We start from the raw sequence: 24860 nt of genomic DNA, 5'->3' as shown, positions 1-24860 counted from the left end.
TTTTATGTTGAAAGTACTAAATCTATTGATTATGATTTTTTAGCCACACAAAAAAAGAAAGAATTTTCCTTTTTTTTGAATTAAAAAAACATGTCTGAAAATGAGATTTCATATAAAGTTAGAGGAGCAATTTTTAAAGTATATAACACTCTTGGGCCAAGATTATTAGAATCAGTATATGAGAGTGCACTATACTATCAATTGGAAAAAGATGGATTAAAAGTAGTTAAACAAATTGATTTACCAGTTAAATATGATGATATCTATTTAGACATAACTTTTAGACTAGATATTTTAGTTGAGGATAAAGTAATTATAGAATTAAAATCAGTGGACGAAATAAAACCTATTCATTTTAAACAGCTAAATACTTATTTAAAATTGACGAATAAAAAACTTGGATTATTAGTCAATTTCAATTGTTCTAATATTCTTGAAAATATTCATCGTGTTGCTAATAAAATTTAATCTGCACGATCTGCAAAATCTGCGGGAAACAAAATAAAAAATGAAAACATTCAAATCTATTTTTGAGCAATATAATTGGGATGAAATCCAATCCAAAATATACAAAACCACATCAAAAGATGTTGAGCGAACTTTGGCCAAAACCAAATACAAGCTAGATGATTTTTTGATTCTGATTTCTCCCATTGCACAAAATTATCTGGAACAGATGGCACAAAAATGCCATCAAATCACCAAAAAACGTTTTGGGAAAACGATTCAAATGTACGCTCCATTATATTTGAGCAACGAATGCCAAAACATTTGTACCTATTGCGGATTCAGTCTCGACAATAAAATCAAAAGAAAAACACTTTCTGATGCCGAAATAAAACTGGAAGTCGAAGCATTAAAAAATACTGGTTTTGATCATGTTTTACTAGTCACAGGCGAAGCGAATTATACTGTAAATATCAATTACTTTATGAATGCCATTGATTTAATTAGAAAGGATTTTTCGATTATTTCTGTTGAAGTGCAGCCGCTTTCCACAGAAGATTATCAGCGATTACATGATGCTGGAGTTTACTCAGTTTTGGTTTATCAAGAAACGTATCATCAAGAAGTTTACAAAAAATATCACACAAAAGGTAAAAAATCAAACTTCGATTATAGATTGGAAACTCCGGACCGAATAGGCACGGCTGGAATTCACAAGATTGGTTTGGGTGTTTTATTAGGTTTGGAAGATTGGCGAACAGACAGTTTTTTTAATGCTTTACATTTAGATTATCTTCAGAAAAAATATTGGCAGACGAAGTATTCTGTTTCGTTTCCGCGTCTGCGTCCTGCTGAAGGCATTATCGAACCCAATTTTATTATGGATGATAAAGATCTAACCCAATTAATATGCGCTTACAGACTATGGAATGAAGATTTAGAAATCTCAATTTCAACGCGTGAAAACGAAAAATTCAGAAACAATATTATCCCGATTGGCGTTACAAGTATGAGCGCTGGTTCAAAAACAAATCCGGGCGGTTATGTAGTTGATCCGCAATCTTTGGAACAATTCGAAATCAGCGATGAGCGTTCGGCAGAAGAAATTTCAAAAATCATAAAAAATGCAGGTTATGAACCTGTTTGGAAAGATTGGCACCAAGCCTATAGTCGAAAGTTGGAAAGCCTAAAGTCATAAAGTCTACAAATTAACTTTCAACTTTTGACTTTCGACTTTCAACTTTTGACTTTCGACTTTCGACTTTCGACTTTCGACTTTTGACTTTCGACTTTTGACTTTCGACTTTTGACTTTCAAACTTTAAGACTAAATTAAAATGAGCATTATACAAGAATTCCTTCGTTACAACAGGCAAACTATACTTCCCGAAATTGGCGATGAAGGGCAAGAAAAATTAAAAAAAGCACGAGTTTTGGTAATTGGCGCCGGCGGTTTGGGCTGTCCGATTTTGCAATATATTGCCACGGCAGGAGCTGGTTTTATTGGAATCATGGATTTTGATACTATTGAAATTCATAATCTGCACAGACAGATTTTATATACTGAAAATGAAATTGGTCAGTATAAATCTATTGTTGCTAAAGAAGTCGTTTCTAAGCTAAATCCGCTAATTGAAGTTGTTGCCATTAATGAGAAATTAACTCCTGAAAATGCTTCAAAAATTATGGAACAGTATGATATTGTTGTGGATGGTTCTGATAATTTTTCGACTCGTTATCTGGTCAATGATACCTGCGTTGTCTTAAAAAAACCTTTGGTTTACGGAAGTATTTTAAAGTTTGAAGGACAAATTGCAGTTTTCAATCATAATGGAAGTAAAAACCTTCGCGATTTATTTCCGGAAATGCCAGACCCGAAAGATGTTCCGAATTGCAATTTAAATGGCGTTTTAGGAACTTTGCCTGGAATTATCGGGAACATGATGGCACATGAAACGCTGAAATTGATTCTCGAATTACCCACTTTAAATAATGAATTGGTAATTTTCAATACTTTAAACTGGAACTTTATAAAGCTAAATTTCTAAGTAAGAAAATTATTTATATAATTTGAGAAAACTTACGGAAAATGATTGTTTTAAATTGATTTAATTTGTTAATATTGTCATTAAAACTATCGTAGAAAGCCTCAAATTATATTTCTTAAATGATTAAAAATTTACAATTTCTTTTTCCTCTCTTGTTTCTGGTATATTTTTCAGGTACTGCTCAAAGTACAAAACCAAAATCGTATATCGCTGAAAAAAAAGATTCTTATGAAATTACTGTAAAAAATAATCTCCCTTCGATTATTCTTGCTTCGGCAGAAAAAAAGTGGATTGGAGACAAGGATGATAAATCGATTTTAGGAAATCGAATAAGCTATATAGACTCTTTTGAAAGAGTTTTTGACATTGAAGCTTACAGCATTTCACCGGCCAACAAAAAACAAAAAATTGGATTTATTGGAACCGGAGACCGTGAAATCGATGAAGTTTTTGTTCATGACATGAAATTCAAATATTACAATTTTTTAAACCTTGAAGAAGGCTCTCAAACGTATTCTTTTTACAAAAAAGAGTTTAAAAAACCGCAATATCTTGAAAGCTACTATTTCAAAGATTATCTAGAATGCAAATCATCAAAAATAGTGCTGAAAGTTTCAAAAGATGTAGAAATCGGATACACTATTCAGGGTAATGCGAATAATGAAAATATTGAATTTCATGAAGAAACTGACGGTGATTTTACAGTTTATTCTTGGCAGATGCTAAATACTGAAAAAGAGGAAAAGGAAAGTGACTCTCCTACCTTTTCTTATTTTAGTCCGCATTTAATTTTTTACATTAAAAATTATAAAAATGCTTCTGGCACTCATAATGTCGTTGGAAACATAGAAAATCTTTATCGCTTTTATGCGCAAACCATCAAGGAGATAAACAAAGAAGATCAAACTACTGTAAAAGAAAAAACGGCAGAATTAATCACCGGATTAACCAAAGACGCTGACAAAGCCAAAGCCATTTTTGATTTTGTCCAAACCAAAGTAAATTATGTTGCATTTGAAGACGGAATGGGTGGCTTTATTCCGAGAGACGCCTCAGCTGTTTTGCAAAAAAAATATGGCGATTGCAAAGACATGGCAAATTTGCTGAACGAAATGCTGCATTATGCTGGCATAGAATCCAGTATTGCATGGATTGGTACGCGCCATAACAATTATACTTATGAAAATGTGCCCAGTCCAATTGTGGATAATCATATGATTACAGTCGCTAAAATCGACAACAAAGAACTGTTTCTAGATGCAACCGGTCATTATTCCTTATTTCCAAATGCTACACCGTTTATTCAAGGAAAAGAAGCGTTAATAAAAATTGATGATGAAAAATACAAAATCATCAAAGTTCCAGTTGTTTCTTCAGATCAAAATAAAACGAACGGAAAATTCAAAATAAAATTAGAATCAGATGTATTGATTGGACAAACAAATTTAGATTTAAGTGGTTATTTAAAAACACAATTTATCAGTGTTTACAAGACATCCACCGATAAAAGTGAAATGCTGAGAAATTATTTTTCTTATTTTATTCAGAACATCAAAACATCGAATGTCGAGATTAAAAATGATGATTTATCTCAAAATCCGCTTGAAATTCAATACCAATTTGAGCTAAACAAATGGATAAAAAAGAGCGACAATCAATTACTTTTCAAGCCGATTTTGTTTTTTCCGTATTCTAATGCAAGAATCAATATCGAAAAAAGAAAAACGCCCCTCGAAAATGATTTCAAAAAATCATATGATTTTGAATATGATTTCACAATTCCAGATGGGTATATTGTAGATTATATGCCTGAAAACTTTACTTTCAGCAATGATTTTTTTACCGCAACCATTACTTACAAAAAAGTAAATAATACGATTATTATAAATCAAAAAATGGCAATGAATGCCCTGCTTGTTGAAAAAGCTAATTTTGAAACTTGGAATACTGCCATTAAAAATATCACAAAACAATACAATCAAAATATTATCCTCGTAAAAAAATGAAAAAGCTAATTTTCTTCATCACTATTTTATTGTCGCAAATTTCATTCTCTCAGGAAGAAGAGGTAAAAAATTATAAATGGGATGAATCCCCAAAGTTTAAAGAGATTCCTGCTGAATTTGCTTCGTATCCTGCTGTTGTTTTAAAAGATTACAGACTTTATGAAAATAAAGTTGGTGGTTATGCTTATAAAGCTTTTATTGTAAAACATCAGGCCATAAAAATCCTTTCTGAAACAGGAATAAACGAATACAACAAAGTCGCGATAAACAATCGTTATGTACGAGATTATCGAGATTTAAAAGTTCGCGTTATTAAACCTGATGGAAAAATCGAGGAACTTCCTAAAGAGAAAATTATCGAAAAAGAAGGAACCAGTGAAAAACAATTTGTTTTTGAAGGTGTAGAAAAAGGTGATATTATTGAATACTATTATGTAATTAAGGATTTCCCAGAATTTAGTGGCGTAGAATATTTTCAAAGGGACATTCCAGTGATTGATGCTAAATTCCAAATCAATAAAATTTCGCAGGCACAAACTTACACAGCAGCTTATAACGGAATGAAAAATGAAAGCATAGGCACAATTACTATTTACACTGCATCAAATTTGCCTGCTTATAAGTTTGAAAAAAATGCTACAAATGTGGCAAATCTAGCAAAGGTTTATTATTTCCTAAATACTTCAAAAGCATACAATTACATAAACTACTACAACTCTCTTTACAATTTTGCCGATGGCGTAAGCGCCAAATCAATGATTAAAGGCTTTGTTGAAGATTATAAATTGAATGACCCTGCCCTTTCAACAGACGAAAAAATAAAAATCATGGATATATTTTTAAAAGAGAATATAGAACTTGATAAACAATACGTCTATAAAAAAGCGCTGGAAACAAAAAAAATGTCACGAAATATGGTTCTGTATTTTTATAAAGACGTTTTAGATTTCCTTAAAATAAAATATCAATTTACAGCTTCTACAGATAAATTTGACGACAAATTTGATAAAGAAAATGTAGTCCCAGATGCATTGTCGGAAATTTTAATTTACATTCCCGAAACAAAAAAATACCTTTCTCCTTTTCAATTCTGGATGCCGTATGGCCAGCCAAACGCACTTTCTGTAAACAATGAAGCCGTTTATTTTGATCAGGAGCCGAAACAGCAGGTTACTTATGAATTCAAAAAAATCGAGAATGTCTTAATGAATGACAATGTTGTAAAAGCAACAAGCGATATTACTATTGATGATGATATGGAAACTGTTTTGGTAAACAAAAAAAGTACTTATGCCGGTTATCTTGCTGCTTATTTTAGATATGTTATAAAGTATATTTCGCCCGAAAAAATCAATGATTTTGTAAAGAACAATACGTTTAATGATATCGATGTTGAAGTGCAGAAATACACTTTTGAAAACAAAGAATACAAAAACAATTATGACACTGAAAAACCTTTTACTATTACTAGTGAAATGAAAATAAAAGAGTCTTGGATTGAAAATGCAGGAAAAAACAATCTGATTACCATTGGAAAAGTATTAGGAAAACAAATCAGCTTGCATCAGGAAATCAACAGAACAAATCCAATTGTATTATCTTATCCAAAAAAGAATGTAAATTTTATCAACTTAAATATTCCGACGGGTTACAGCATCAAAAATGTTGAAAATCTTGCTTTCAACAAAGAAATCAAAAACAATAATAATGAAGTTATTGGCCTATTTAAATCAAGCGCAAAAATTGAAGGAAATGTTGTAAAAATAGCTGTCGAAGAATTTTATAATTTCACCTATTTAGAAAAAGAAAAATATCCTGAATACAGAGATTTAGTCAACGCTTTATACGATTTCAATAATGCTTCGGTACTTTTAACTAGAATCAACTAAGAAAAAATAACCTCATCGCCAACGTTGATAATTCCCGAATTCAAACTCACAATATTAGTTCCGAACAAAACCGAATTATCGACATTTCTATATTTGCTGAGAGTTTTTAAAGGTTCTTTTTTTAAACTCCCATTTTCCGGATCATTGTTCACCATAACACATCTTCCGCAAGGTTTTATGTTTTTAAATTGAACGTCTCCAATTGTAAAAGTGGTAAAATCATCTTCTTCATGAGGATTTTCAGTGCTTACTACTAGGTTTGGTCGAAATCTTTTTATGGTAATTTTTTCGTCCAATTTCTCATTTAAAAAATCAAGACTTTCTGTTCCAATCAATAAATACGGATAACCGTCTGCCAGACTCACATTGAATGTTTCTTTTAATCTGGAGCTTTCGTGTTTGCGAGCTCCATTTCTAAGTATTTTGACTAATTTACATTCAAAACCCAAATGCTGGCTAAACCATTTTGATGTTTCACGATTTACCTCAACCACTTCGCTTTTGTCATCCCAAACATTTACTTCAATTGCGTTTTCTAAGTGTTCGTTAATAGAAAATTCATGCTTTTGATCCTGAAAAGTAATAGTGATTTTTCCATTTGAAATCTGCGGATAAAACTGACTCATAATGCGATGCTCTCTCTGCGTCAGCATTTGATTTTCTGCATCAATCAACATCCAACGGCGATCATTTTCAAATCCCATTTCTTCTGCTTTTGCAGACTCAAGACTGATTCCTGCCAAACTTTTTATCGGATAAATATAAATTTCTTTTACACTGTAAACTGCACTCATTTCTACTTGCTTTTTAAAATGGACATAAACTCTTCTCGATCAATTTCTCGACAACCCAAACTTTCTAAATGCGGATTATAAACCTGACAATCTAATAACTTGTAATTTTCTTTTTTCAAATATAAGGCTAAAGCAATGAAAGCTGTTTTTGAAGCATTTGAAACTTTAGAAAACATACTTTCTCCACAAAAAACTTTTTCTTTTCCTAAATCAATTCCGTACAAACCGCCAACCAATTCATCATCCTGCCAAACCTCAACGGATTTTGCAAATCCTTCCTCATTTAATTTGCAGTAAGCTTCGATCATCTCATCCGAAATCCAAGTTCCGTTTTGTCCGTCGCGTTTTATTTGCTGGCAATTCGAAATTACTTCTCTGAAATTTTTGTTGTAAGTAACTTTAAACATTTTCTTATTGAGAATCTTTTTCATGCTTTTGGATATCACCAATTCATCAAAAAACAAAACCATTCTCGGATCTGGCGCCCACCATAGAATCGGTTCTCCTTCATTAAACCAAGGGAAAACACCGCTTTTATATGCCAATTGTAAACGTTCAGAACTTAAATCGCCACCAATTGCCAAAACGCCTTCTTCATCAGCTTCTGTAACTGGCGGAAAAAATAAATCGTTGAATAAATAATACATTTTTTAAATTCCAATAAAATTAAATTCCAATAAAATTAAATTCCAAATTCCAAACTTTTACAATCTTGTCATTTCTTCCCTTGGTCGAAATGACATCAAACGAAAATAAACTAAAATTCCAAATCCCAAATACACATTAGTGAATTGGAATTTGGAATTTTATTATTTGGAATTTACCCTTTTTTAGAACGGCAAATCGTCTGGTTCATCTTCGTTAATGCTTGTTGCTGGTGCAAAAGTTTCTGCAGCTGGCATTGGTGCGCCTTGTGCAGGACCTTCTGGTGCTAATCTTTCGATTCTCCAACCTTGAATACTATTGAAATATCTAGTTTCTCCTTGTGGGTTAACCCATTCTCTTCCTCTTAAATTGATAGAAACTTTTACTGCTTCACCTAGTTTATAGTTGCTTAATAAATCGCATTTATCTTGAGTAAATTCGATTAAAATGTGTTGTGGATACTGCTCATCTGTCGTTACTACTAATTCTCTTTTTTTGAATGAAGCACTAACTTGTTGCTCAGGATTTACCACTTTTACTTTTCCTATAACTTCCATCTTCTTCTATAATTAATTATTGTTTCTATTCTTTTATTTTTTGGCTAAAAGCACTTTCCAAGCTGAGGCAACATCATCAATATTGAGATATTTTTTGGCTTCTAAATGAATTTTTTCTTGATCATCTGAGCTTAAAACTCCTTTCACAGAAAAATTTTCTTTCACAAATATACTAACTTCTTCCGTAGTAGGCAAGGCTTCTATATTTCCTAATTTTCCGAGGTCATTACCATTAAATACAGGACTTTCCTTAACAAAATTCGGAATTGCATCTACTCCAACTCCTAAAGTTGTAAGCGGTTTTGGCACTTCAAAAAGTCCTTGATTCGATCTTGAATACCAGTTTGCCCCAAGTCTTGAAACCAAATCAATTTTATGCTGATCGATTGCTCCGTTTTCATCCAAAACTGATTCGTTAATATGAATTTTCAACACTTCGCACAAAATCAGATTCCCAGCTCCTCCTTCAGTTCCTAACGGAATAATTTGCGTAATCTTGCATTCAAACTGAACCGGAGATTCTTTTACTCGATATGGTTTTACAAGATCAGACGGAATTTGAGTCAAACCTGCTTTTATGAATTCGTTTACTCCTTCTCCATATTCTGTACTTGCTAATGATGTTTGCTGTACTATATCATAATTTACAACATTAATTACAACTTCGCCTGTAGCTTCTGCATTAATCAAAGTGTGTTTTACGGTATTGTCACGAACGCGTCTCGCTGGCGAAAAAACCAAAATTGGCGGATTAGCACTAAACACATTAAAGAAGCTGAAAGGCGATAAATTCGGGATTCCTTTCTCGCTTATTGTGCTTGCGAAAGCAATTGGCCTCGGGCCTACAGCACTTTGTAGATAACCTTGTAACTTAACCGTTGGTATCTCTTTTGGATCGATGCTAATCATATATTTTCGTTTTAACCAAACCTCATTTTGGTAACTGCAAAAGTATAGAAATGGTTTAATTCGAAGAAATAGTTTGGGACATAAAAACAAAAATCTTTCGGGAACTGCAAAATATAAAATGACTATATTTCGTTATATTTATACCTCAAAAATTAATTTATGCACTTTTCTGAACGCAGAAATACAACTCGCTGGGTTATAATTCTTATTTCCTTTTTAATCATTACTTTGATTCTTTGGAATACGTATACTTTCTTCCAAATTTTCAAAAATGAAGAGCGTCTGAAAATGAAGCTTTTTGCCAATGCGCAGATTACAATTGTCAATGCCGATGAAAATACGGATGTAGAATTACCACTTCAAATTTTCAGCAACAATACTTCTATTCCTGTTATATTAATGTTGTATGACAACGTGGTTAGTTCTAAAAATGTTCCTGATGAAATCCTGAATGATAAGAAAAAACTAAAAACTTTTTTAAAGAATTTAAGCAACGAAAACGAACCCATAACTTTTGAATACGCTCCGGGAAAATATCAAAAGCTGTATTATGGCAACTCCGCATTACTCAATAAACTGAAATATTACCCAATTGCGCTGCTTTTAATTGTATTTCTATGTGTTGCATTGATTTACAACTTTTACAAAAGCACCAAAATGGCTACGCAAAACAAATTGTGGGCCGGAATGGCAAAAGAAACAGCACATCAAATTGGTACGCCTTTATCATCCTTAATTGGCTGGATTGAAATTTTAAAAACAGAAGATATTGATCCCTCTATAACCTCGGAAATTGAAAAGGATGTTGATCGTTTACAGACGATTACCGACCGTTTTTCGAAAATTGGCTCTATTCCGGTTTTAGAAATTCACGATATTGTTTCAGAAACCTTAAATGCGTTTAAATATTTGCAATCTCGTTTTTCAAAACAAGTTGCTTTTTCTTACAATACGCCAAATGAACCCATTTTGGTTGAAATTAATACGACACTTTATAGTTGGGTAATCGAAAATTTGGTAAAAAATGCCATTGACGCGATGAAAGGAAAAGGAATTTTAGAACTGCAAATCGAACAAGATGCACATCAAGTAAAAATAAATATAAAAGATTCCGGAACCGGAATTCCTAAAAAACAATTCAAAACCATTTTTGAAACGGGTTTTACCACCAAAAAACGTGGTTGGGGATTGGGACTTTCCTTAACCAAAAGAATTGTAGAAGAATATCATAATGGAAAAATCAAAGTTTTACATTCTGAAATTGGAAAAGGAACTACATTTCAGATTTCTTTAAATAAAAAAATGCAGTAAATAATTTTACTGCATTTTTTTATTCTTATTAAAGCCAAACTTTGCGGGGCTTCGACTCCGCTCAGCCTGACAAGCTAAATTCTATAAATTCGCCGTTATGCTTTTTGCCAAATCTTCAAATTCCTCTTTTGAAAGTGAAACTTTATCAATAAAACGCATTTCATCCATATGATTCAACGGAATCAAATGCACATGCGTATGAGGCACTTCTAAACCTACAACAGCAACTCCTACTCTTTTACATGGAACTGTTTTTTCTAAAGCAATTGCAATTTTTTTAGAAAATTTCATTAATCCTAAATACAGTTCGTCATCCATATCAAAAATCTTATCGATTTCTTGTTTTGGAATACAAAGCGTGTGCCCTTTTGCATTTGGATTTACGTCTAAAAAAGCTAAATAATTTTCATCTTCAGCGATTTTATAGGCAGGAATTTCTCCGTTTACTATTTTTGTGAATATCGATGCCATTGTTTATTTGTTTAATCGTTGATTCGTTTAACCGATTTAACGATTAAACGGTTAAACTTAATTAGTCTCTCGAAATTTCAAGAATTTCGAATTTCAAAACTCCGTTTGGAACCGTAATTTCGGCTACTTCTCCAACAGATTTTCCAAGCAAACCTTTTCCAATAGGAGAAGTCACTGAGATTTTTCCAGTTTTCAAATCGGCTTCACTTTCAGCAACAAGTGTATATTTCATTTCCATTCCGTTGCTTTGGTTTTTGATTTTCACATTCGAAAGCACCAAAACTTTAGAAACATCCAATTGAGATTCATCAATCAATCTAGCATTTGCATAAACTTCTTCCAGTTTCGAAATTCTCATTTCTAATAAACCCTGTGCTTCTTTTGCAGCATCATACTCGGCATTTTCAGATAAATCGCCTTTGTCTCTTGCATCTGCTATATCTTGAGATGCTTTTGGGCGCATTACACTCTTTAAATGCTCCAATTCATCTTTTAATTTTTTTAATCCTTCTGCTGTATAATAAGATACTTTACTCATAACTTCATCGTTTATATAAATACAAAAAATCCCATCGCGACGGGATTTTCTTACCACAAATATACTATAATTTTTAATAGTACATAATTATATGTTAATCATATAGATTTCAAATCTAAATAATTTATTTTTGTTTCACTAATTCGTACTAAAATAATGAAAAAAATCTGGCTCTTAATCGTCTTTGTTTGTGCACTTTCTGCTTGTAGCGAAGGTGAACGCAGCAATAAAAATCCTTACATTCCAAACTACTCAGTTAATTTGACTGTAGATATGAATTTACCTTTGTATTCTAATCTAAAGTATCCAAGTAATGGCGTTATCATTCCGAATTATGGAGCAAAAGGAATTATCATTTTTAATGCTGGAAGCGGTTATAATGCTTTTGATGCTGCGTGCCCAAATCAAGAAATCAATTCGTGCGCTGCCATGACAATTGACGGAATATATGCCGTTTGCTCTTGCGATAAAGTCCAATATAGCTTATTTACTGGACTTGGCTCAAAAGAATATCCATTAAAACAATATCGCGTCGAAGTTTCTGGAACCGTAATTCACGTATATAACTAAAACAAAAAAGCCTGAAAGTTTAGATTTTCAGGCTTTTTTGTTTTTTAGAATTTTAAAGTTAATCCGGCTAAGAAATTGATTCCTGCCTGCGGATAATAGTAAGGATAAATATCCCACATGTATCCGTTTGAAACATATTTTTTATCCAAAATATTGTTGACCATACCGGTAATCATAATCGATTTGAAAACCGATTTTGGCTTGATTTCATAAGAAACATTCAAATCGTTTACAAAATAATCTGCCAGTTTTGCTGAAGGCAATTCGATATTATTCATGTATTGTTCGCCAACATATTTTTGCAATAACGAAATATGCAAACTCTGAATCGGGCTGTAAACAATTATATTTCCTGCGATAACTTCTGGAGAATACGCGATTTTAGTCGTTCCGTAATTTTGTCCTTCAACAGCCAAATCAACATTTTTATTGCTGCTTAAAGTGAAATTTGGACGAATTATAAATTGTTCCGAAAGTTTGATAGTTGCGTCAAATTCAAAACCTAATCGATAACTTTTGTCTGTATTAGAACGAATCGGTGCACCAACATCATCAAGTGTTCCTGTTAAAATCAACTGATCTTTGTATGCCATGTAATAAACATTCGAATTTAATTGGAAATTATCCGAATTAAATCTCCATCCCAATTCAAAATCGTTTAGTTTTTCTGGTTTTACATTTCCACCTTCATAATCGGTTCTGTTTGGTTCACGATTCGCTCGAGCGTATGAAAAGTATAAAGTGTTTTTTTGATTGATTTCATAATTCAATCCCGCTTTTGGATTAAAGAAATTGAAAGTATCATCTACAACTCCCGTTTCATAACTATTGGCTTTATATCGCACTCTTCTATATTGCAAATCGCCATAAAAGCTCAATTTTTCTGTGAATTGATAATTTGCCTTTGCGAAAATATTTCCATCTGTTTTTGTCGAAAAATCATCGTAATAATGATCTCCCAATTCTGACTGAGAAGCATATCTCGCCCAAATCACTTTTCCATAATGATCTCCTTCATATTTATTCCAGCCTCCGCCAAAAATAACATCGAGTTTTTCATCTTTATATTTTACAGAAAAAGTTGTTCCATAGAAATCATTATCTAACCATTTTTGGCGCACTAAATCTGTTGTTGTAATTGCTCCAACAGGATCTAAGCCATAATCGGCCATATCTGCATCTTCTTTATAATTTTCGTAGTAGCCTTTTCCTTTTGTATAATGAAAAGCCAGGTTCGTACTCCATTTATCAGAAACCGCTTCGCTCCAATGCAATTGATAATGATCTTGTTGGTAATTATCGGTTTCATTGTCATAAAAACGAACATTTCCAGATTCATCTGTGTACATTCCAGCCGAATTGAACGTACGGTTTTCATTCATAGTTTCGGCATCAATTCCGTTCCAAGATTGATATGTTTTCTCCGTTCCGCCAAAAACTAAAGCTTTAATTAAAGTAGTTTTTCCAACGTAAGTTCCCTGAAGAAAATACGATTTCAAATCAGAACTTGCCCTGTCAATATATCCATCAGATTTAATTCGAGACAAACGCCCAGCCAATTCAAAATGATCATTCAATAATCCTGTGCTGAATTTCACGGTATTTTTCTGCGAATTAAAACTTCCGAAAGAGCTTGAAATTTCGCCAGTTGCTTTAGATGCATAATTATCGGTCAACATGTTCAAACTTGCTCCAAAAGCACCTGAACCGTTTGTTGAAGTTCCAACTCCTCTTTGCAACTGCAAACTTTCTACCGAAGAAGCAAAATCGGGCATGTTTACCCAAAAAGTTCCTTGACTTTCTGCATCGTTGTATGGAATTCCGTTGATGGTAACATTCACGCGAGTTGCATCGCTTCCGCGGACTCTGATTCCGCTATAACCAATTCCGTTTCCGGCATCAGAAGTTGTAACTACAGAAGGAAGATAATTCATCAAAGTAGGAATATCTTGCCCTAGATTTCTGAATTTGATTTCTTTTTTATCCATATTACTAAACGTAACCGGAGTTTTTGAAGTCACACGAACTGCCGAAACTAATACGTCATCTAATTTATTCACCTTGGTTGAATCTTGCTCTTGCGCAAAAGAAATTAGAGTAAGGAAAATAGTGAATAGAGTAAAGAAAATAGATTTGTTACTCAGCTTTGCAACTTTGTAACTTTGTAACTTTGTAACTTTAAAAAGTGTTTTCATTCGTAAAAAATTACGAATAAAAGGGGGAATTATTCTTTTGTTAAATTAATAAATGTGTTTCACGACAAAATAAAGTGTGCACGCTCGATAGTGTCGTTTTTTCCCTTAGCAACATTACTCGCTCAGGTTCTTTGGGTATGATCTCAGCTCGTTATTTAGAGCACCCCTTTGAGACAGTGCAAATATAGAAAAGTATTAAGAAAAATGTATTAAGTATTAAGATTTTTAGTTTTTGATGTCTTAATACTTAATTCTATAGTCTTAATACTAAAAATCAGGTTTTCTACGAGATTGTTTTAAATCAGAAATATTCTTTTTATCCTTGATTCGTTTTTTAATTACAGCTTTTGGAACTTTTGTTGCTTTTCTAACTTTCGGAACAAATAATCCTTTTTTGATTATTTCCAGAAAACGCTTTGTGACGATTTCTTTGTTTTTAAGCTGGCTTCGATCTTCGTCACAATTTAAAATCAGGATATTTTCAGAAGTTAATCTCGCCGATATATTTTCTTTTAAAAGCAATTTTTCATCATCAGACAAGGCTTGCGAAGCTTCTAAATCAAAAGACAAAACCACTTTTGAAGAAACTTTGTTCACGTTTTGTCCGCCGGCGCCACTGCTGCGAACGGCTTTAAAACCTAATTCTGATATAATTTTATCAATATCCATTATTGTGGCTGATGTGGTGCTTTAAGTAAATCATTTACCGTTTTCACTGGATTAAAAGTAATCAGTGGCACGGCAACAAAAATAGTCAGCCAATGTGCCATTGAACCATTCCATAATCCTGGCAATTCATAATTTTTTACTGTTTTGCCTTCAACACTTTTCTCAACAATAAAACCCGTTTTATGATCTACAAAGTTTTGCAAATCAAACTTCTCACCTTTATAATTTTTAATTCCACAAACCAAATCTACCGGATTAAAATGAGTAGATTCTGCCAAAATTTTAGCCTGCTTTTTATCCGATAAATCAATTTGGGATGTTTCAACAATTTGAAGCGATTTTATGCCTTTGTCGCTCATAACCCAAAAAGGTCCTCCACCAGGTTCTCCCTCATTTTTCACCATGCCGCAAACTCTGATCGGGCGATCTAAAAGTTCTTTGACTTTGTTGATTTTATTCTCAAAAGTGAACATTTTAAAATCACTAGAGATTTCTACATTCAAATTTTCAGACAAAAAGCAAACAATCTCTTCTAATTCAGTTTCATCGATTTTTTGCTCATCAATAGCACTTAAATAGCTAAAAACTTTCTGTTGTGCTTCAATCAAGATTCCGGCAAGCGCTTTTTTATACAATGTAATTTTATCAATATGATTCTGAATCACATTGTCGATATTTTTAATAAAAACAATATCGGCATCAAGCTTATTTAGATTTTGAATCAATGCGCCATGCCCGCCCGGTCTGAAAATCAAGGCTTCATTTTTATCTCTTACCAATTTGTTTTTTGTATCAACAGCGATAGAATCTGTACTGGCATTTTGGTAAGAATAGCCGATATTAATTTGAATTCCTGAATCTTTTTCGACTTTATCTTTTAGAATTACAATTTCTTTTTCAAATAATTGCTGATGCGCTTCGGTTACCGTAAAATGAAGATTTGAAACCTTATTTGAAGAAGCATAATGAGCGCATTCATTCAAATGTTCTTCAATCGGATTAGCGATATGATCTTTGTATTTATGGAAAGGCAAAACCGCTTTTGGCTTATCTGCGAAAGCAAAATAATCCTGCGAAAGCAATGTTTTTATGAAATAGTAATTTTTATAATCACGCTCTAAACTATCAAAATCAGGATAAATTGATCTCAGCTTTTTATCGACTGCTTTAAAAAATGGAAACTTATCCATTGCAACAATAAAAATGGACAATTCTTTATCTTTCTTTCTATTTATATAAGCGTTTATCGTTTCTTTTTCGATGTCAAATTCATTCAAAAAAGCTCTTAAAAACTTAAACATTCTTGTCGCCGCGCCAGAAGCTGGAACGAATTTTTTAATTTTCAGGTTCTTTGCCTGCGAATCAAAAAACACTGCTTTCTCTTCGAATTCCGTTTCTGAAAAAGCTAAAATTCCGTCATCAATTGTTGCGGCATCAATTAAGTTGCTTTTTGTGATTCCTTTTTTGAAAATTTTCAATTGCTTAAGAACATTCTCAAAAGATATCCCTCGCTCATACAACTGAACAAAATCTTCTGATGAAAAGCCACGTTCTTTGGCCATAGCAAGCTCATCAATAATTGCAGTTGCTTTTGCCAAACGGCTTTCTTTATTCCCTGAAAGAATTATAAAAGGTTTTTTAGTATCAATTAAAGTTTGTTTAAAAACAGAAAATACAGTTTCTCTTCCATCTGGTGTATCTCTAATATCATCTTTTTCCCAAGGAACATCAATATCGGTCAAAAAAAACAAGTCGTATTCATGTTCCAACGCCGCTTCGTTTAAAAGCGGATCGCAGAAACCATAATACATTTCAGAGAAAACTTTGGTCACCATCAAATTGGTATCGCAGAAAAGGTATTTTTTTGCCTGAGAAAGTTTTTCATTTTCCAAAGCAGTTTGTCCGTATGCAATAGGCATCATATCATCGGCCACACAAATGTGTTGATTTTCTTCCCATTTTTCTTGTAAATAATCACGAGCAAACTCTGGAACCCATTCGGTTTCGTAGTATTCTGCAAGCTGTTTTGCTAAAGTCGTTTTTCCTGTACTTTCAGGACCAAACAAAGCAATTTTTATGATAGTTGTTTTTTGCTGTCTAAGATTTTTCTCCATTCTAAATAAGCTGAAATAGCCAAAATTGTAAAAATTAAATATTGAAGTGACAGCATCCCTAAGCCGCGATAAGCATAAAGAGGCACAACAATAATATCGCCAATAATCCAAAGTGTCCAGTTTTCGATTTTTTTCCTGGCCATATACCACATTCCTGCAAAAAATATTCCTGACGAAATCATATCGACATAATTGTCTTTCTTGATTTCATAATCAAAATATTTATAAATGCCGAAAACTACAAAAACGGTTACAATAAACAGTACGATTCCGATTATTTTTTCATTAAGATTTGTACGAGTAATTGGTAAATTATCCTCAACCGTTCCTCCTCTCGCCCATACATACCAACCGTAAATACTCATAATCGAAAAATATCCATTGATAATCATATCGCCAATATAACCCGCAATATAAAGCAAATACACTGAAATTACGGTTGCGATTAGTCCTGTTGGATACACCCAAATGTTTTCTTTTTTAGCAAACCAAACGCTTAAAATACCACAGACAAAAACTAAAAATTCAAGAGCAATGTGCCATAGCGGTGCATTTTTGTAACTGTCTAGAAAAAAATCCATCATTGGGTCAAGCTGTTTTGGGTTGGTTTAGAATTCAAAAAAACGACTGTTGTTTTCAAAAGCAGTTCCAATGACTACTAAATCGGCTCCAGCTTTGTACGCATTTTGAATTCCGTGCAAATCTACAATTCCTCCGCCAACAATTATAGGAATTTCAATATTTTGCGCAATTAACTCTATCATTTTCAGTGGCACTGCATTTTTAGCGCCACTTCCAGCTTCTAAATACATCAATTTATTTCCAAGCATTTCGCCTGCTTGTGCAGTGGCTAGAGCCAAATCAAAGTTTTCACGATTAAGCGGTTTCGTTTTACTAACGCGTGCGACCGCCGTTTCATTGCCACTTTCTATCAAAATATATCCTGTAGAAATTACTTCAAGATTTGTTTTTTTTAGAATTGGCGCTGCTTGAACCTGGTATTCAATTAAATAATCTGGATTTCTACCTGATAATAACGACAGAAATAAAATAGCATCGGCTTGAGGGGAAATTTGTGACGGATCTCCAGGAAATATAATTACTGGAAGGTTTGTTTTTAGTTTTAATTGTGTAATCAAATCTTCTAAAATTATTGCCTGAACAATGCTTCCGCCCACAAAAATATGTGTCGCAGGAGATTGATTTATCTTGTCTAATAAATGATCTAAATTTTCCCAAACAATTTTATCAGGATCCAAAAGAATCGCCAGCAATTTTTTGCCACTTCTTTTGGCTTCTATAATCTGTTGATGGATGTTAAGTATTTTTTGCCTCATAGTGGCCGTAAAAGTAAAAGTTTTTAATGTGAAGAACTATTTTGAATAAATTATATTTGTATTGCTGTTAATGAAAACCAAAGTGATAAGGATATGATTGCTCCCGAATTATTAGAAAAATATGGCGCTTTGAAAAAATCTTTCGATAAAAATCAAACTATTTTTGAAGAAGGAATTTTTCCTGCAAATTATTATCAGATACTTTCTGGAGAAATAAAAATGAGCAACTACAATGATGACGGTCGTGAATTTATTCAGGGAATATTTTATAAAGGACAATCTTTTGGTGAACCGCCTTTGTTTTTAAACCAAAAATATCCTGCCAATGCTATTGCGGTCGATGACAGCGAAATTCTTCTTCTTCCAAAATCAAACTTTATGAAACTGCTGGAAGAAAATCCAAAAATCGGCATTAAAATAATCGAGAATTTAGCGCAACGATTATATTATAAATCAGTTATGGCTGCTGAAATATCTACTCAGGAGCCAGAACATCGGGTTTTAAAATTAATCGATCACGGAATTGCTTATTTTAATTTCAAAAAAGATACAAACGGCTACCTCATCAATTTTACCCGACAACAAATTGGTGATTTGACTGGTTTACGTGTTGAAACAGTCATCAGAACAATAAAGTCTTTGGAGAAAAAAGGTGAATTGAAGATTATTAACCGAAAAGTATATCGATAAAAAAGTTTTTGTTTTATGATTTTAATCATAAAACGTAGCTGTATTGTGCATGTACCTTTGTTGGTATAAAAAAACACAATATCATGACACTATATCAATCAACATTCGACATTTTCAATAAAAATTATATGGGTTCAGCTGCAATGGCAGTAATTGGACAAAGCTGTTTAGGAGGCGCCGCAGCGATGTACGTTTTAGCTAACGGAACTTCAATTTTTCAAATGCTTCAGTTGGGCATCATTGTTTTAGCTTGTGTCTTTGCTAATACTTCTATTTTGGCACAAATGAAACACAAAACAGTTTTTAATTTTATAATTACAAGTGCAGTATTAAGCGTATTTTTTATACTCTTAAATAGTTTTATACTATGAAAAAACAAATAGAAAATAGAGAAGATATTTCTTTTTTAGTTCATCAATTCTATGCTAAAATAAGAGCCGATGAGGAAATCGGCTTTTATTTTAATGAAATGATTACGGATTGGGATGCACATCTTGAAAAACTGACCGATTTTTGGGAGACAAATCTATTTGCCGTGCGTAAATACAAAGGAAATCCACATGCGGTTCATAATGAAGTTGACGAACATTTTGGAAGCAAGATTACAGCAAATGAATTTGGAATCTGGCTGAATTATTGGGCACAAACTTTAGATGAACATTTTGAAGGTGAAAATGTAGAAACATTAAAACGTCGAGCTAGAAAGATGAGCACTTTTTTGTATGTAAGTATGTTTCAGCATAGGCAAAAGGAAAGTGAAGTTTAATACTTTTAATTTTGGAATTTGGAATTTGGAATTTTTATATTAAAATTTATTTCTCAAAAGCATAAACCAAAGTAAAAGTCCCCTCAAAATTATCTGATTTAACTTCTTGATAATGCACATCGAAATCTTTAACCAAATCATCAAAATGAAGACTTGCCTGTGTTTGGGATTTCTCTAAAGAAAAATTTTCGACCTGAATATGATCTTTAAAACTAATTCCTTTTTCATTTCTGATTTTGAAGATTGCTTCTTTTGCACCCCAGATTACAGTAAGCTTTTTTATGTATTCCTCTGTAAATTCTGACTTTAGATAATTGCATTCGTAATCCGTAAATTTATCTGCAATTCTCTGAATCTTTTCGCGTTGCAATTCCATATCAATTCCAACCTTTTCTTTGCTTATAATTATTGCCGCAAAATGGTACGAATGTGTAATTGAGATATGATTATCACAATCAAAATAAGGTTTCCCAAATTCATCATAATGCAAATCTTTATCTGTAAACCCCATTTCTTGAATCAGCATTCGAACACTTAAAAAAGCACGCTGATGCATTTGCGATTTCATTCCGTCGAGTCTTCGTTGTGTCTTTTCTTTCAAAGTAACGCGACTGTACAATTCCTCAAAAGATTCGGTTATTTCCCAAATTAAAATTTTAGTAGTTTCATTGAATTGTATGGTCTGAAATAAAGGCATTACTTTTTAATTGTGAATTATGAATGGTTAATTGTGAATTTTTAAACCATAAGTCATTTAAGAAAATATAACTGTTGGCTTAAAAATGTATTAGTAAATATAAGCAATTCAGTGCAAAGGTAATAGTTTCAGAATCTTTTTAAATGAACTTATATCACTAATATGGTCTAAAAACGATTCCTAAACTAACATTCTAAAGATTAAGAAATTAAAGATTTCACAAATCTGATAGAAATTAGTAAAAATAAAAAGCTATTCCTTAAATTTGCAAAAAATTTACACCCGAGCCTAAAAGGCGAACGGACGAAGTAATTATACAAATATAATATAATAATATAAATGAGTACTACAACTACGCCATATGTGGCTTTCAAAGTAAAAGACATTTCTCTAGCGGCTTGGGGAAGAAAAGAAATTGAACTAGCTGAAGCTGAAATGCCAGGTTTAATGGCACTTCGCGCTGAATATAAAGACGAACAACCATTAAAAGGTGCTCGTATTGCTGGATGTTTGCACATGACGATTCAAACTGCTGTTTTGATCGAAACTTTAATTGCTCTTGGTGCAGAAGTTACTTGGTCTTCTTGTAACATTTTCTCTACTCAGGATCAAGCTGCTGCTGCAATTGCTGCTGCTGGAATTTCTGTGTACGCTTGGAAAGGTTTAAATGAAGAAGAATTTGACTGGTGTATTGAGCAAACTTTATTCTTTGGTGAAGACAGAAAACCATTGAACATGATTCTTGATGACGGTGGAGATTTAACTAACATGGTTATTGATCGTTACCCAGAATTGGTTCCTGGAATTAAAGGTCTTTCTGAAGAAACTACAACTGGTGTTCACAGACTTTACGAAAGAGTAAAAGCTGGAACGTTGCCAATGCCTGCTATCAACATTAACGACTCTGTTACTAAATCTAAATTTGATAACAAATACGGATGTAAAGAATCTGCAGTAGATGCTATTCGTCGTGCAACTGACTTAATGTTGGCTGGAAAAAGAGTAATTGTTTGTGGATATGGTGACGTAGGAAAAGGAACTGCAGCTTCTTTTAGAGGTGCTGGTTCTATTGTAACAGTTACTGAAATTGATCCAATTTGTGCTTTACAAGCTGCAATGGACGGTTACGAAGTTAAAAAATTAGATACTGTAATTGCTAATGCTGATATCATCATTACAACTACAGGAAATAAAGATATCGTGGTGGGAAGTCATTTCGAAAAAATGAAAGACAAAACTGTTGTTTGTAACATCGGACACTTTGATAACGAAATCGACATGGCTTGGTTAAACAAAAACCACGGTGCTTCTAAAATTGAAATCAAACCTCAGGTTGACAAATATACTATCGCTGGAAAAGATATTATTATCTTGGCTGAAGGTCGTTTAGTAAACCTTGGATGTGCTACAGGTCACCCAAGTTTTGTAATGAGTAACTCATTTACAAACCAAACTTTGGCTCAAATCGAATTATGGAACAACAGCGCAGCTTACAAAAACGAAGTTTACATGTTACCAAAACATTTAGATGAAAAAGTTGCCGCTTTACACTTAGCTAAATTAGGCGTTGAATTAGAAACTTTACGTGAAGATCAAGCTGCTTACATTGGTGTTGAAGTTCAAGGTCCATTCAAACCAGAGTACTACAGATACTAATTGATTTTAGATTGAAGATTTCTGTCTCGAAGCCTCGGGATTAGATTTCTTCGATTACATATTCAAACCCGACAGGTTTTTAAAACCTGTCGGGTTTTCTGTTTTATACTTTAGCAAAACATTTCTAACAAAAAATTGCACGTTTACAAATATCTACTTACTTTTAAGAATCAAAATAAGAATCTATTTCTCAACTACATAAACGCTGTAAACTTGAAAAAAACATCTTATTTATTCGTCTTCTTATTTTTATTAAGCCTTCCGCAGATTATTTTTTCTCAGGAAAAAAAACCTAAAGTCGTTTTAGTTTTAAGCGGTGGCGGAGCAAAAGGAATTGCACATATTCCGCTTTTACAAAAACTAGATTCGCTACATATTGTTCCAGACCTTATTGTTGGAAACAGTATGGGAAGTATCATAGGAGGACTTTATGCTATGGGATATTCTGGCGATAGTATTGAAAATTTAACCAAAAGTATTAATTGGGACAAACTTCTCGGCGGAGGCCAATCCTTACGATCTGTAAGTGCCGAAGAAAAACGAGAGTTTCAAAGATATGTCGTGGGAATTGGTGTTAAAGATGGAAAACTTAATAGTATTGGTTCTCTTTTAAATGATCAAAACCTAAGAGAATACCTTTCTGAATTAACCTTTCCCGTATATAATGTTAGAGATTTTGATAGTCTCCCAATACCTTTCAGAGCTATGGCAACCGACTTGGTTGAGGGAAAAGAAGTTATTTTAAGCAAAGGCAGTTTAGCTTATGCTATGCGCGCCAGTATGTCATTGCCTGCGATTTTCAAGCCTATGCCTTACGAAAAATCAGTATTAGTAGATGGAGGAGTTTTAAACAATTTCCCTACTGATGTTGCCCAAAAAATGGGAGCTGATATTATTATTGGAAGTGATGTTGGTGGCGGATTGGAACCAATAGACAAACTCAACAATGTTATGACCATATTGATGCAAACCAGTATGTTTCCTAGTAATATTAAGAATCCTGAAAATCGTGATCGATGTACAATATTGGTCGATCATTTACCCAACTTACGTTTCTCAACTGCTGATTTTGCAGACAGCGATGAAATCTACAAAGACGGCAAAATAGCAACAAATCAAAATCTTGCTGCTTTAATTGCTTTATCAGAAAAACTAAAAGCATTTCCGCAACGAACTCATGCATTGTCTGATATGCCCAAAGAATTTGTTCTAGACACCATAGTCTATAAAAAAATAAGCCCAGAAAATATGCCATTGGTTGTTGGAAGAGCAAATCTTAAAACCCACGTAAAATATACAACCAAAGATTTAATCGCCGGTATAAACAGAGCCATGGGAACTAATCTTTTTGATGAGATTACCTATAGCTATTTTGTCAAAGACGGAGACAAACTCGGAATTACATTGTTTGGATCTGAGCGCGCCAAAAATCAGCTCAACACCTCCATACATTATGATACATATAGAGGTGTCGGAATCATTTTTAATTACACCGGCAGAAATGTTCTTGCAGATGCATCTCGTCTTCTAATCACTGCCGATATTGCCGAACAGCCAAAAGGCAGAATCAATTATCAGAAAAATTTTGGGGGCCACAGAGAATGGTGGTGGGCATCTGAAGCTTATGGAGCCTTGCTGAGGCAGGAAATTTATATTAATGGTAAAGCCTCAGACAATATACTTTATAACGCTTTTGAATTCAACAATGAGATAAACAGAAATTTAAATTCGCTGAAAAGTTATTTTGGTTTTGGCCTAAACTATCATTACACGAATTTAAAACCAAAATACGATCGAGAATACAATCCAAACTCAATTTCATTAACCAATTACAACTTTAACAACATCGAACTCAACATGCATTATTCTTATAATGATATGGATAAAGTTTTCTTTGCTACAAACGGAACAATCATAAAATCAAATATAGCTCGATCATTTCTTACCGATATTAATTCCTCATATTCTGACCCAGATATAACAGACATTTCCGGCTCAACAAATGGCTACACAAAATTTGGCTTTAGTTTTGAAAGGAGACTGCCCATAGAAAAGAAAATTACAGGAATAATAGGATTCGATTCTTATTTTATTTTTCAAGACAAACTCAAAAATGGTGATATTCCATTTTCAGATTTTGGTTATGCTGCAAAATATTTCATTGGAGGCATTATACCAAGTTCAGGCAGTAATCGATTTTCATTCGCAGGTTTGCATGAAGACGAACTCAATGCTACACAATATATGGGTCTTAAACTCGGATCTCAAGTAAATATTACCGGAAAAATTTATGTGATACCTCATTTCAACATCGCAACCGTTGGCTTTGGTACTTTTAACGATTATATAGATCACGCCTTCACCCCAAAAGGAAAGTGGGATGATAATTTTGAGCCTAGCCTTGTATTATCTGGAGGAGCCGCAATTTCGTATCAATCCATTTTAGGCCCAATTCATTTCGACACTTCTTGGATCAATAATATTGATAAAGTCAGATTGTTTTTCAGCGTAGGATTATCGCTTAACCCATAGGAGAATCAATCCTAAAAGTG

24 protein-coding genes are annotated in these 24860 nt (G+C 33.1%); 12 read left to right on the top strand and 12 right to left on the bottom strand.

From position 1 onward, the window contains the following. The first annotated feature begins 90 nt into the window (after nucleotides 1-90). The 5 genes from SCB73_RS09840 to SCB73_RS09820 all read left to right on the top strand — a co-directional run bounded on the left by SCB73_RS09840 (nucleotide 91) and on the right by SCB73_RS09820 (nucleotide 6389). Nucleotides 91-468 (top strand): GxxExxY protein, encoded by a 378-nt coding sequence (locus tag SCB73_RS09840; RefSeq protein WP_320569856.1) that lies wholly within the window; start codon nucleotides 91-93, stop codon nucleotides 466-468. A gap of 40 nt (nucleotides 469-508) precedes the next feature. Next, nucleotides 509-1645 carry a 2-iminoacetate synthase ThiH gene (gene thiH, locus SCB73_RS09835; protein ID WP_320569855.1) on the top strand — a complete coding sequence of 379 codons (1137 nt, stop codon included), beginning with the start codon at nucleotides 509-511 and terminating at the stop codon, nucleotides 1643-1645. Between the two features lie 138 nt (nucleotides 1646-1783). Continuing rightward, nucleotides 1784-2494 carry a HesA/MoeB/ThiF family protein gene (locus SCB73_RS09830; RefSeq protein ID WP_320569854.1) on the top strand — a complete coding sequence of 237 codons (711 nt, stop codon included), beginning with the start codon at nucleotides 1784-1786 and terminating at the stop codon, nucleotides 2492-2494. Between the two features lie 119 nt (nucleotides 2495-2613). Then, complete coding sequence (locus tag SCB73_RS09825; RefSeq protein ID WP_320569853.1) at nucleotides 2614-4500, top strand: transglutaminase domain-containing protein; 1887 nt, start codon at nucleotides 2614-2616, stop codon at nucleotides 4498-4500. Then, a complete protein-coding gene (locus tag SCB73_RS09820) occupies nucleotides 4497-6389 on the top strand; it encodes a DUF3857 domain-containing protein (protein ID WP_320569852.1) in 1893 nt (630 codons plus the stop codon). The genes SCB73_RS09825 and SCB73_RS09820 overlap by 4 nt, the downstream gene beginning before the upstream one ends. Here SCB73_RS09820 and SCB73_RS09815 read toward each other — a convergent pair. From SCB73_RS09815 to SCB73_RS09800, 4 genes are all read right to left on the bottom strand, one after another. Beyond that, a complete protein-coding gene (locus tag SCB73_RS09815; protein WP_320569851.1) occupies nucleotides 6386-7183 on the bottom strand; it encodes an MOSC domain-containing protein in 798 nt (265 codons plus the stop codon). The two genes, SCB73_RS09820 and SCB73_RS09815, sit on opposite strands and share 4 nt — an antisense overlap. A gap of 2 nt (nucleotides 7184-7185) precedes the next feature. Beyond that, nucleotides 7186-7830 (bottom strand): leucyl/phenylalanyl-tRNA--protein transferase, encoded by a 645-nt coding sequence (aat, locus tag SCB73_RS09810; protein WP_320569850.1) that lies wholly within the window; start codon nucleotides 7828-7830, stop codon nucleotides 7186-7188. 183 nt (nucleotides 7831-8013) lie between these two features. Next, the gene (locus tag SCB73_RS09805; RefSeq protein ID WP_132990812.1) at nucleotides 8014-8385 is read right to left on the bottom strand and encodes a DUF3127 domain-containing protein; all 372 of its coding nucleotides are present in this window, start codon (nucleotides 8383-8385) and stop codon (nucleotides 8014-8016) included. A gap of 33 nt (nucleotides 8386-8418) precedes the next feature. Further along, nucleotides 8419-9294: a flavin reductase family protein gene (locus SCB73_RS09800; RefSeq protein WP_320569849.1), complete on the bottom strand. Its 876-nt coding sequence runs from the start codon at nucleotides 9292-9294 to the stop codon at nucleotides 8419-8421. Between the two features lie 159 nt (nucleotides 9295-9453). On the opposite strand from SCB73_RS09800, the gene SCB73_RS09795 reads away from it, so the two are divergent. Continuing rightward, the gene (locus SCB73_RS09795; protein ID WP_320569848.1) at nucleotides 9454-10605 is read left to right on the top strand and encodes a sensor histidine kinase; all 1152 of its coding nucleotides are present in this window, start codon (nucleotides 9454-9456) and stop codon (nucleotides 10603-10605) included. A gap of 81 nt (nucleotides 10606-10686) precedes the next feature. On the opposite strand, the gene SCB73_RS09790 is transcribed toward SCB73_RS09795, so the two are convergent. Next, nucleotides 10687-11076 carry an HIT family protein gene (locus SCB73_RS09790; RefSeq protein WP_320569847.1) on the bottom strand — a complete coding sequence of 130 codons (390 nt, stop codon included), beginning with the start codon at nucleotides 11074-11076 and terminating at the stop codon, nucleotides 10687-10689. A 61-nt stretch (nucleotides 11077-11137) separates the two neighbouring features. Beyond that, a complete protein-coding gene (gene greA / locus SCB73_RS09785) occupies nucleotides 11138-11614 on the bottom strand; it encodes a transcription elongation factor GreA (protein ID WP_111288069.1) in 477 nt (158 codons plus the stop codon). 156 nt (nucleotides 11615-11770) lie between these two features. On the opposite strand from greA, the gene SCB73_RS09780 reads away from it, so the two are divergent. After that, a complete protein-coding gene (locus SCB73_RS09780; RefSeq protein WP_320569846.1) occupies nucleotides 11771-12184 on the top strand; it encodes a Rieske (2Fe-2S) protein in 414 nt (137 codons plus the stop codon). 44 nt (nucleotides 12185-12228) lie between these two features. Here SCB73_RS09780 and SCB73_RS09775 read toward each other — a convergent pair whose 3' ends face one another. The 5 genes from SCB73_RS09775 to SCB73_RS09755 form a co-directional block, all read right to left on the bottom strand. After that, a complete protein-coding gene (locus SCB73_RS09775; protein ID WP_320569845.1) occupies nucleotides 12229-14379 on the bottom strand; it encodes a TonB-dependent receptor in 2151 nt (716 codons plus the stop codon). Between the two features lie 267 nt (nucleotides 14380-14646). Beyond that, on the bottom strand, nucleotides 14647-15048 hold the full coding sequence (gene arfB, locus SCB73_RS09770; RefSeq protein ID WP_320569844.1) for an alternative ribosome rescue aminoacyl-tRNA hydrolase ArfB: 402 nt from the start codon (nucleotides 15046-15048) through the stop codon (nucleotides 14647-14649). Next, on the bottom strand, nucleotides 15048-17162 hold the full coding sequence (locus SCB73_RS09765; RefSeq protein WP_320569843.1) for a DUF4301 family protein: 2115 nt from the start codon (nucleotides 17160-17162) through the stop codon (nucleotides 15048-15050). The genes arfB and SCB73_RS09765 overlap by 1 nt, the downstream gene beginning before the upstream one ends. Then, nucleotides 17123-17746, bottom strand: a complete 624-nt coding sequence (pnuC, locus tag SCB73_RS09760; RefSeq protein ID WP_320569842.1) for a nicotinamide riboside transporter PnuC — start codon at nucleotides 17744-17746, stop codon at nucleotides 17123-17125. Before pnuC ends, SCB73_RS09765 begins: the two co-directional genes overlap by 40 nt. Nucleotides 17747-17770: 24 nt before the next feature. Continuing rightward, on the bottom strand, nucleotides 17771-18499 hold the full coding sequence (locus tag SCB73_RS09755) for a phosphoglycerol geranylgeranyltransferase (RefSeq protein WP_320569841.1): 729 nt from the start codon (nucleotides 18497-18499) through the stop codon (nucleotides 17771-17773). Nucleotides 18500-18592: 93 nt separating this feature from the next. On the opposite strand from SCB73_RS09755, the gene SCB73_RS09750 reads away from it, so the two are divergent. The 3 genes from SCB73_RS09750 to SCB73_RS09740 all read left to right on the top strand — a co-directional run bounded on the left by SCB73_RS09750 (nucleotide 18593) and on the right by SCB73_RS09740 (nucleotide 19955). After that, complete coding sequence (locus SCB73_RS09750; protein WP_320569840.1) at nucleotides 18593-19189, top strand: Crp/Fnr family transcriptional regulator; 597 nt, start codon at nucleotides 18593-18595, stop codon at nucleotides 19187-19189. A gap of 83 nt (nucleotides 19190-19272) precedes the next feature. Beyond that, a complete protein-coding gene (locus SCB73_RS09745; RefSeq protein ID WP_320569839.1) occupies nucleotides 19273-19560 on the top strand; it encodes a hypothetical protein in 288 nt (95 codons plus the stop codon). Further along, entirely contained in the window at nucleotides 19557-19955 is a 399-nt protein-coding gene (locus SCB73_RS09740) for a group III truncated hemoglobin (protein WP_320569838.1), read from the top strand. Before SCB73_RS09745 ends, SCB73_RS09740 begins: the two co-directional genes overlap by 4 nt. Before the next feature lie 46 nt (nucleotides 19956-20001). Here SCB73_RS09740 and SCB73_RS09735 read toward each other — a convergent pair whose 3' ends face one another. Continuing rightward, entirely contained in the window at nucleotides 20002-20652 is a 651-nt protein-coding gene (locus SCB73_RS09735; RefSeq protein WP_320569837.1) for a 4'-phosphopantetheinyl transferase family protein, read from the bottom strand. Nucleotides 20653-20991: 339 nt separating this feature from the next. On the opposite strand from SCB73_RS09735, the gene ahcY reads away from it, so the two are divergent. Further along, nucleotides 20992-22308 carry an adenosylhomocysteinase gene (gene ahcY, locus SCB73_RS09730; RefSeq protein ID WP_201998671.1) on the top strand — a complete coding sequence of 439 codons (1317 nt, stop codon included), beginning with the start codon at nucleotides 20992-20994 and terminating at the stop codon, nucleotides 22306-22308. 213 nt (nucleotides 22309-22521) lie between these two features. Then, nucleotides 22522-24840 carry a patatin-like phospholipase family protein gene (locus SCB73_RS09725; protein WP_320569836.1) on the top strand — a complete coding sequence of 773 codons (2319 nt, stop codon included), beginning with the start codon at nucleotides 22522-22524 and terminating at the stop codon, nucleotides 24838-24840. The last annotated feature ends 20 nt before the right edge of the window (nucleotides 24841-24860 follow it).

The sequence above is a fragment of the Flavobacterium sp. KACC 22761 genome (assembly GCF_034058155.1).
Lineage (GTDB): Bacteria > Bacteroidota > Bacteroidia > Flavobacteriales > Flavobacteriaceae > Flavobacterium.
The sequence above is the reverse complement of the archived record's forward strand: the minus strand, read 5'-3'. Positions and strand labels throughout refer to the sequence as shown.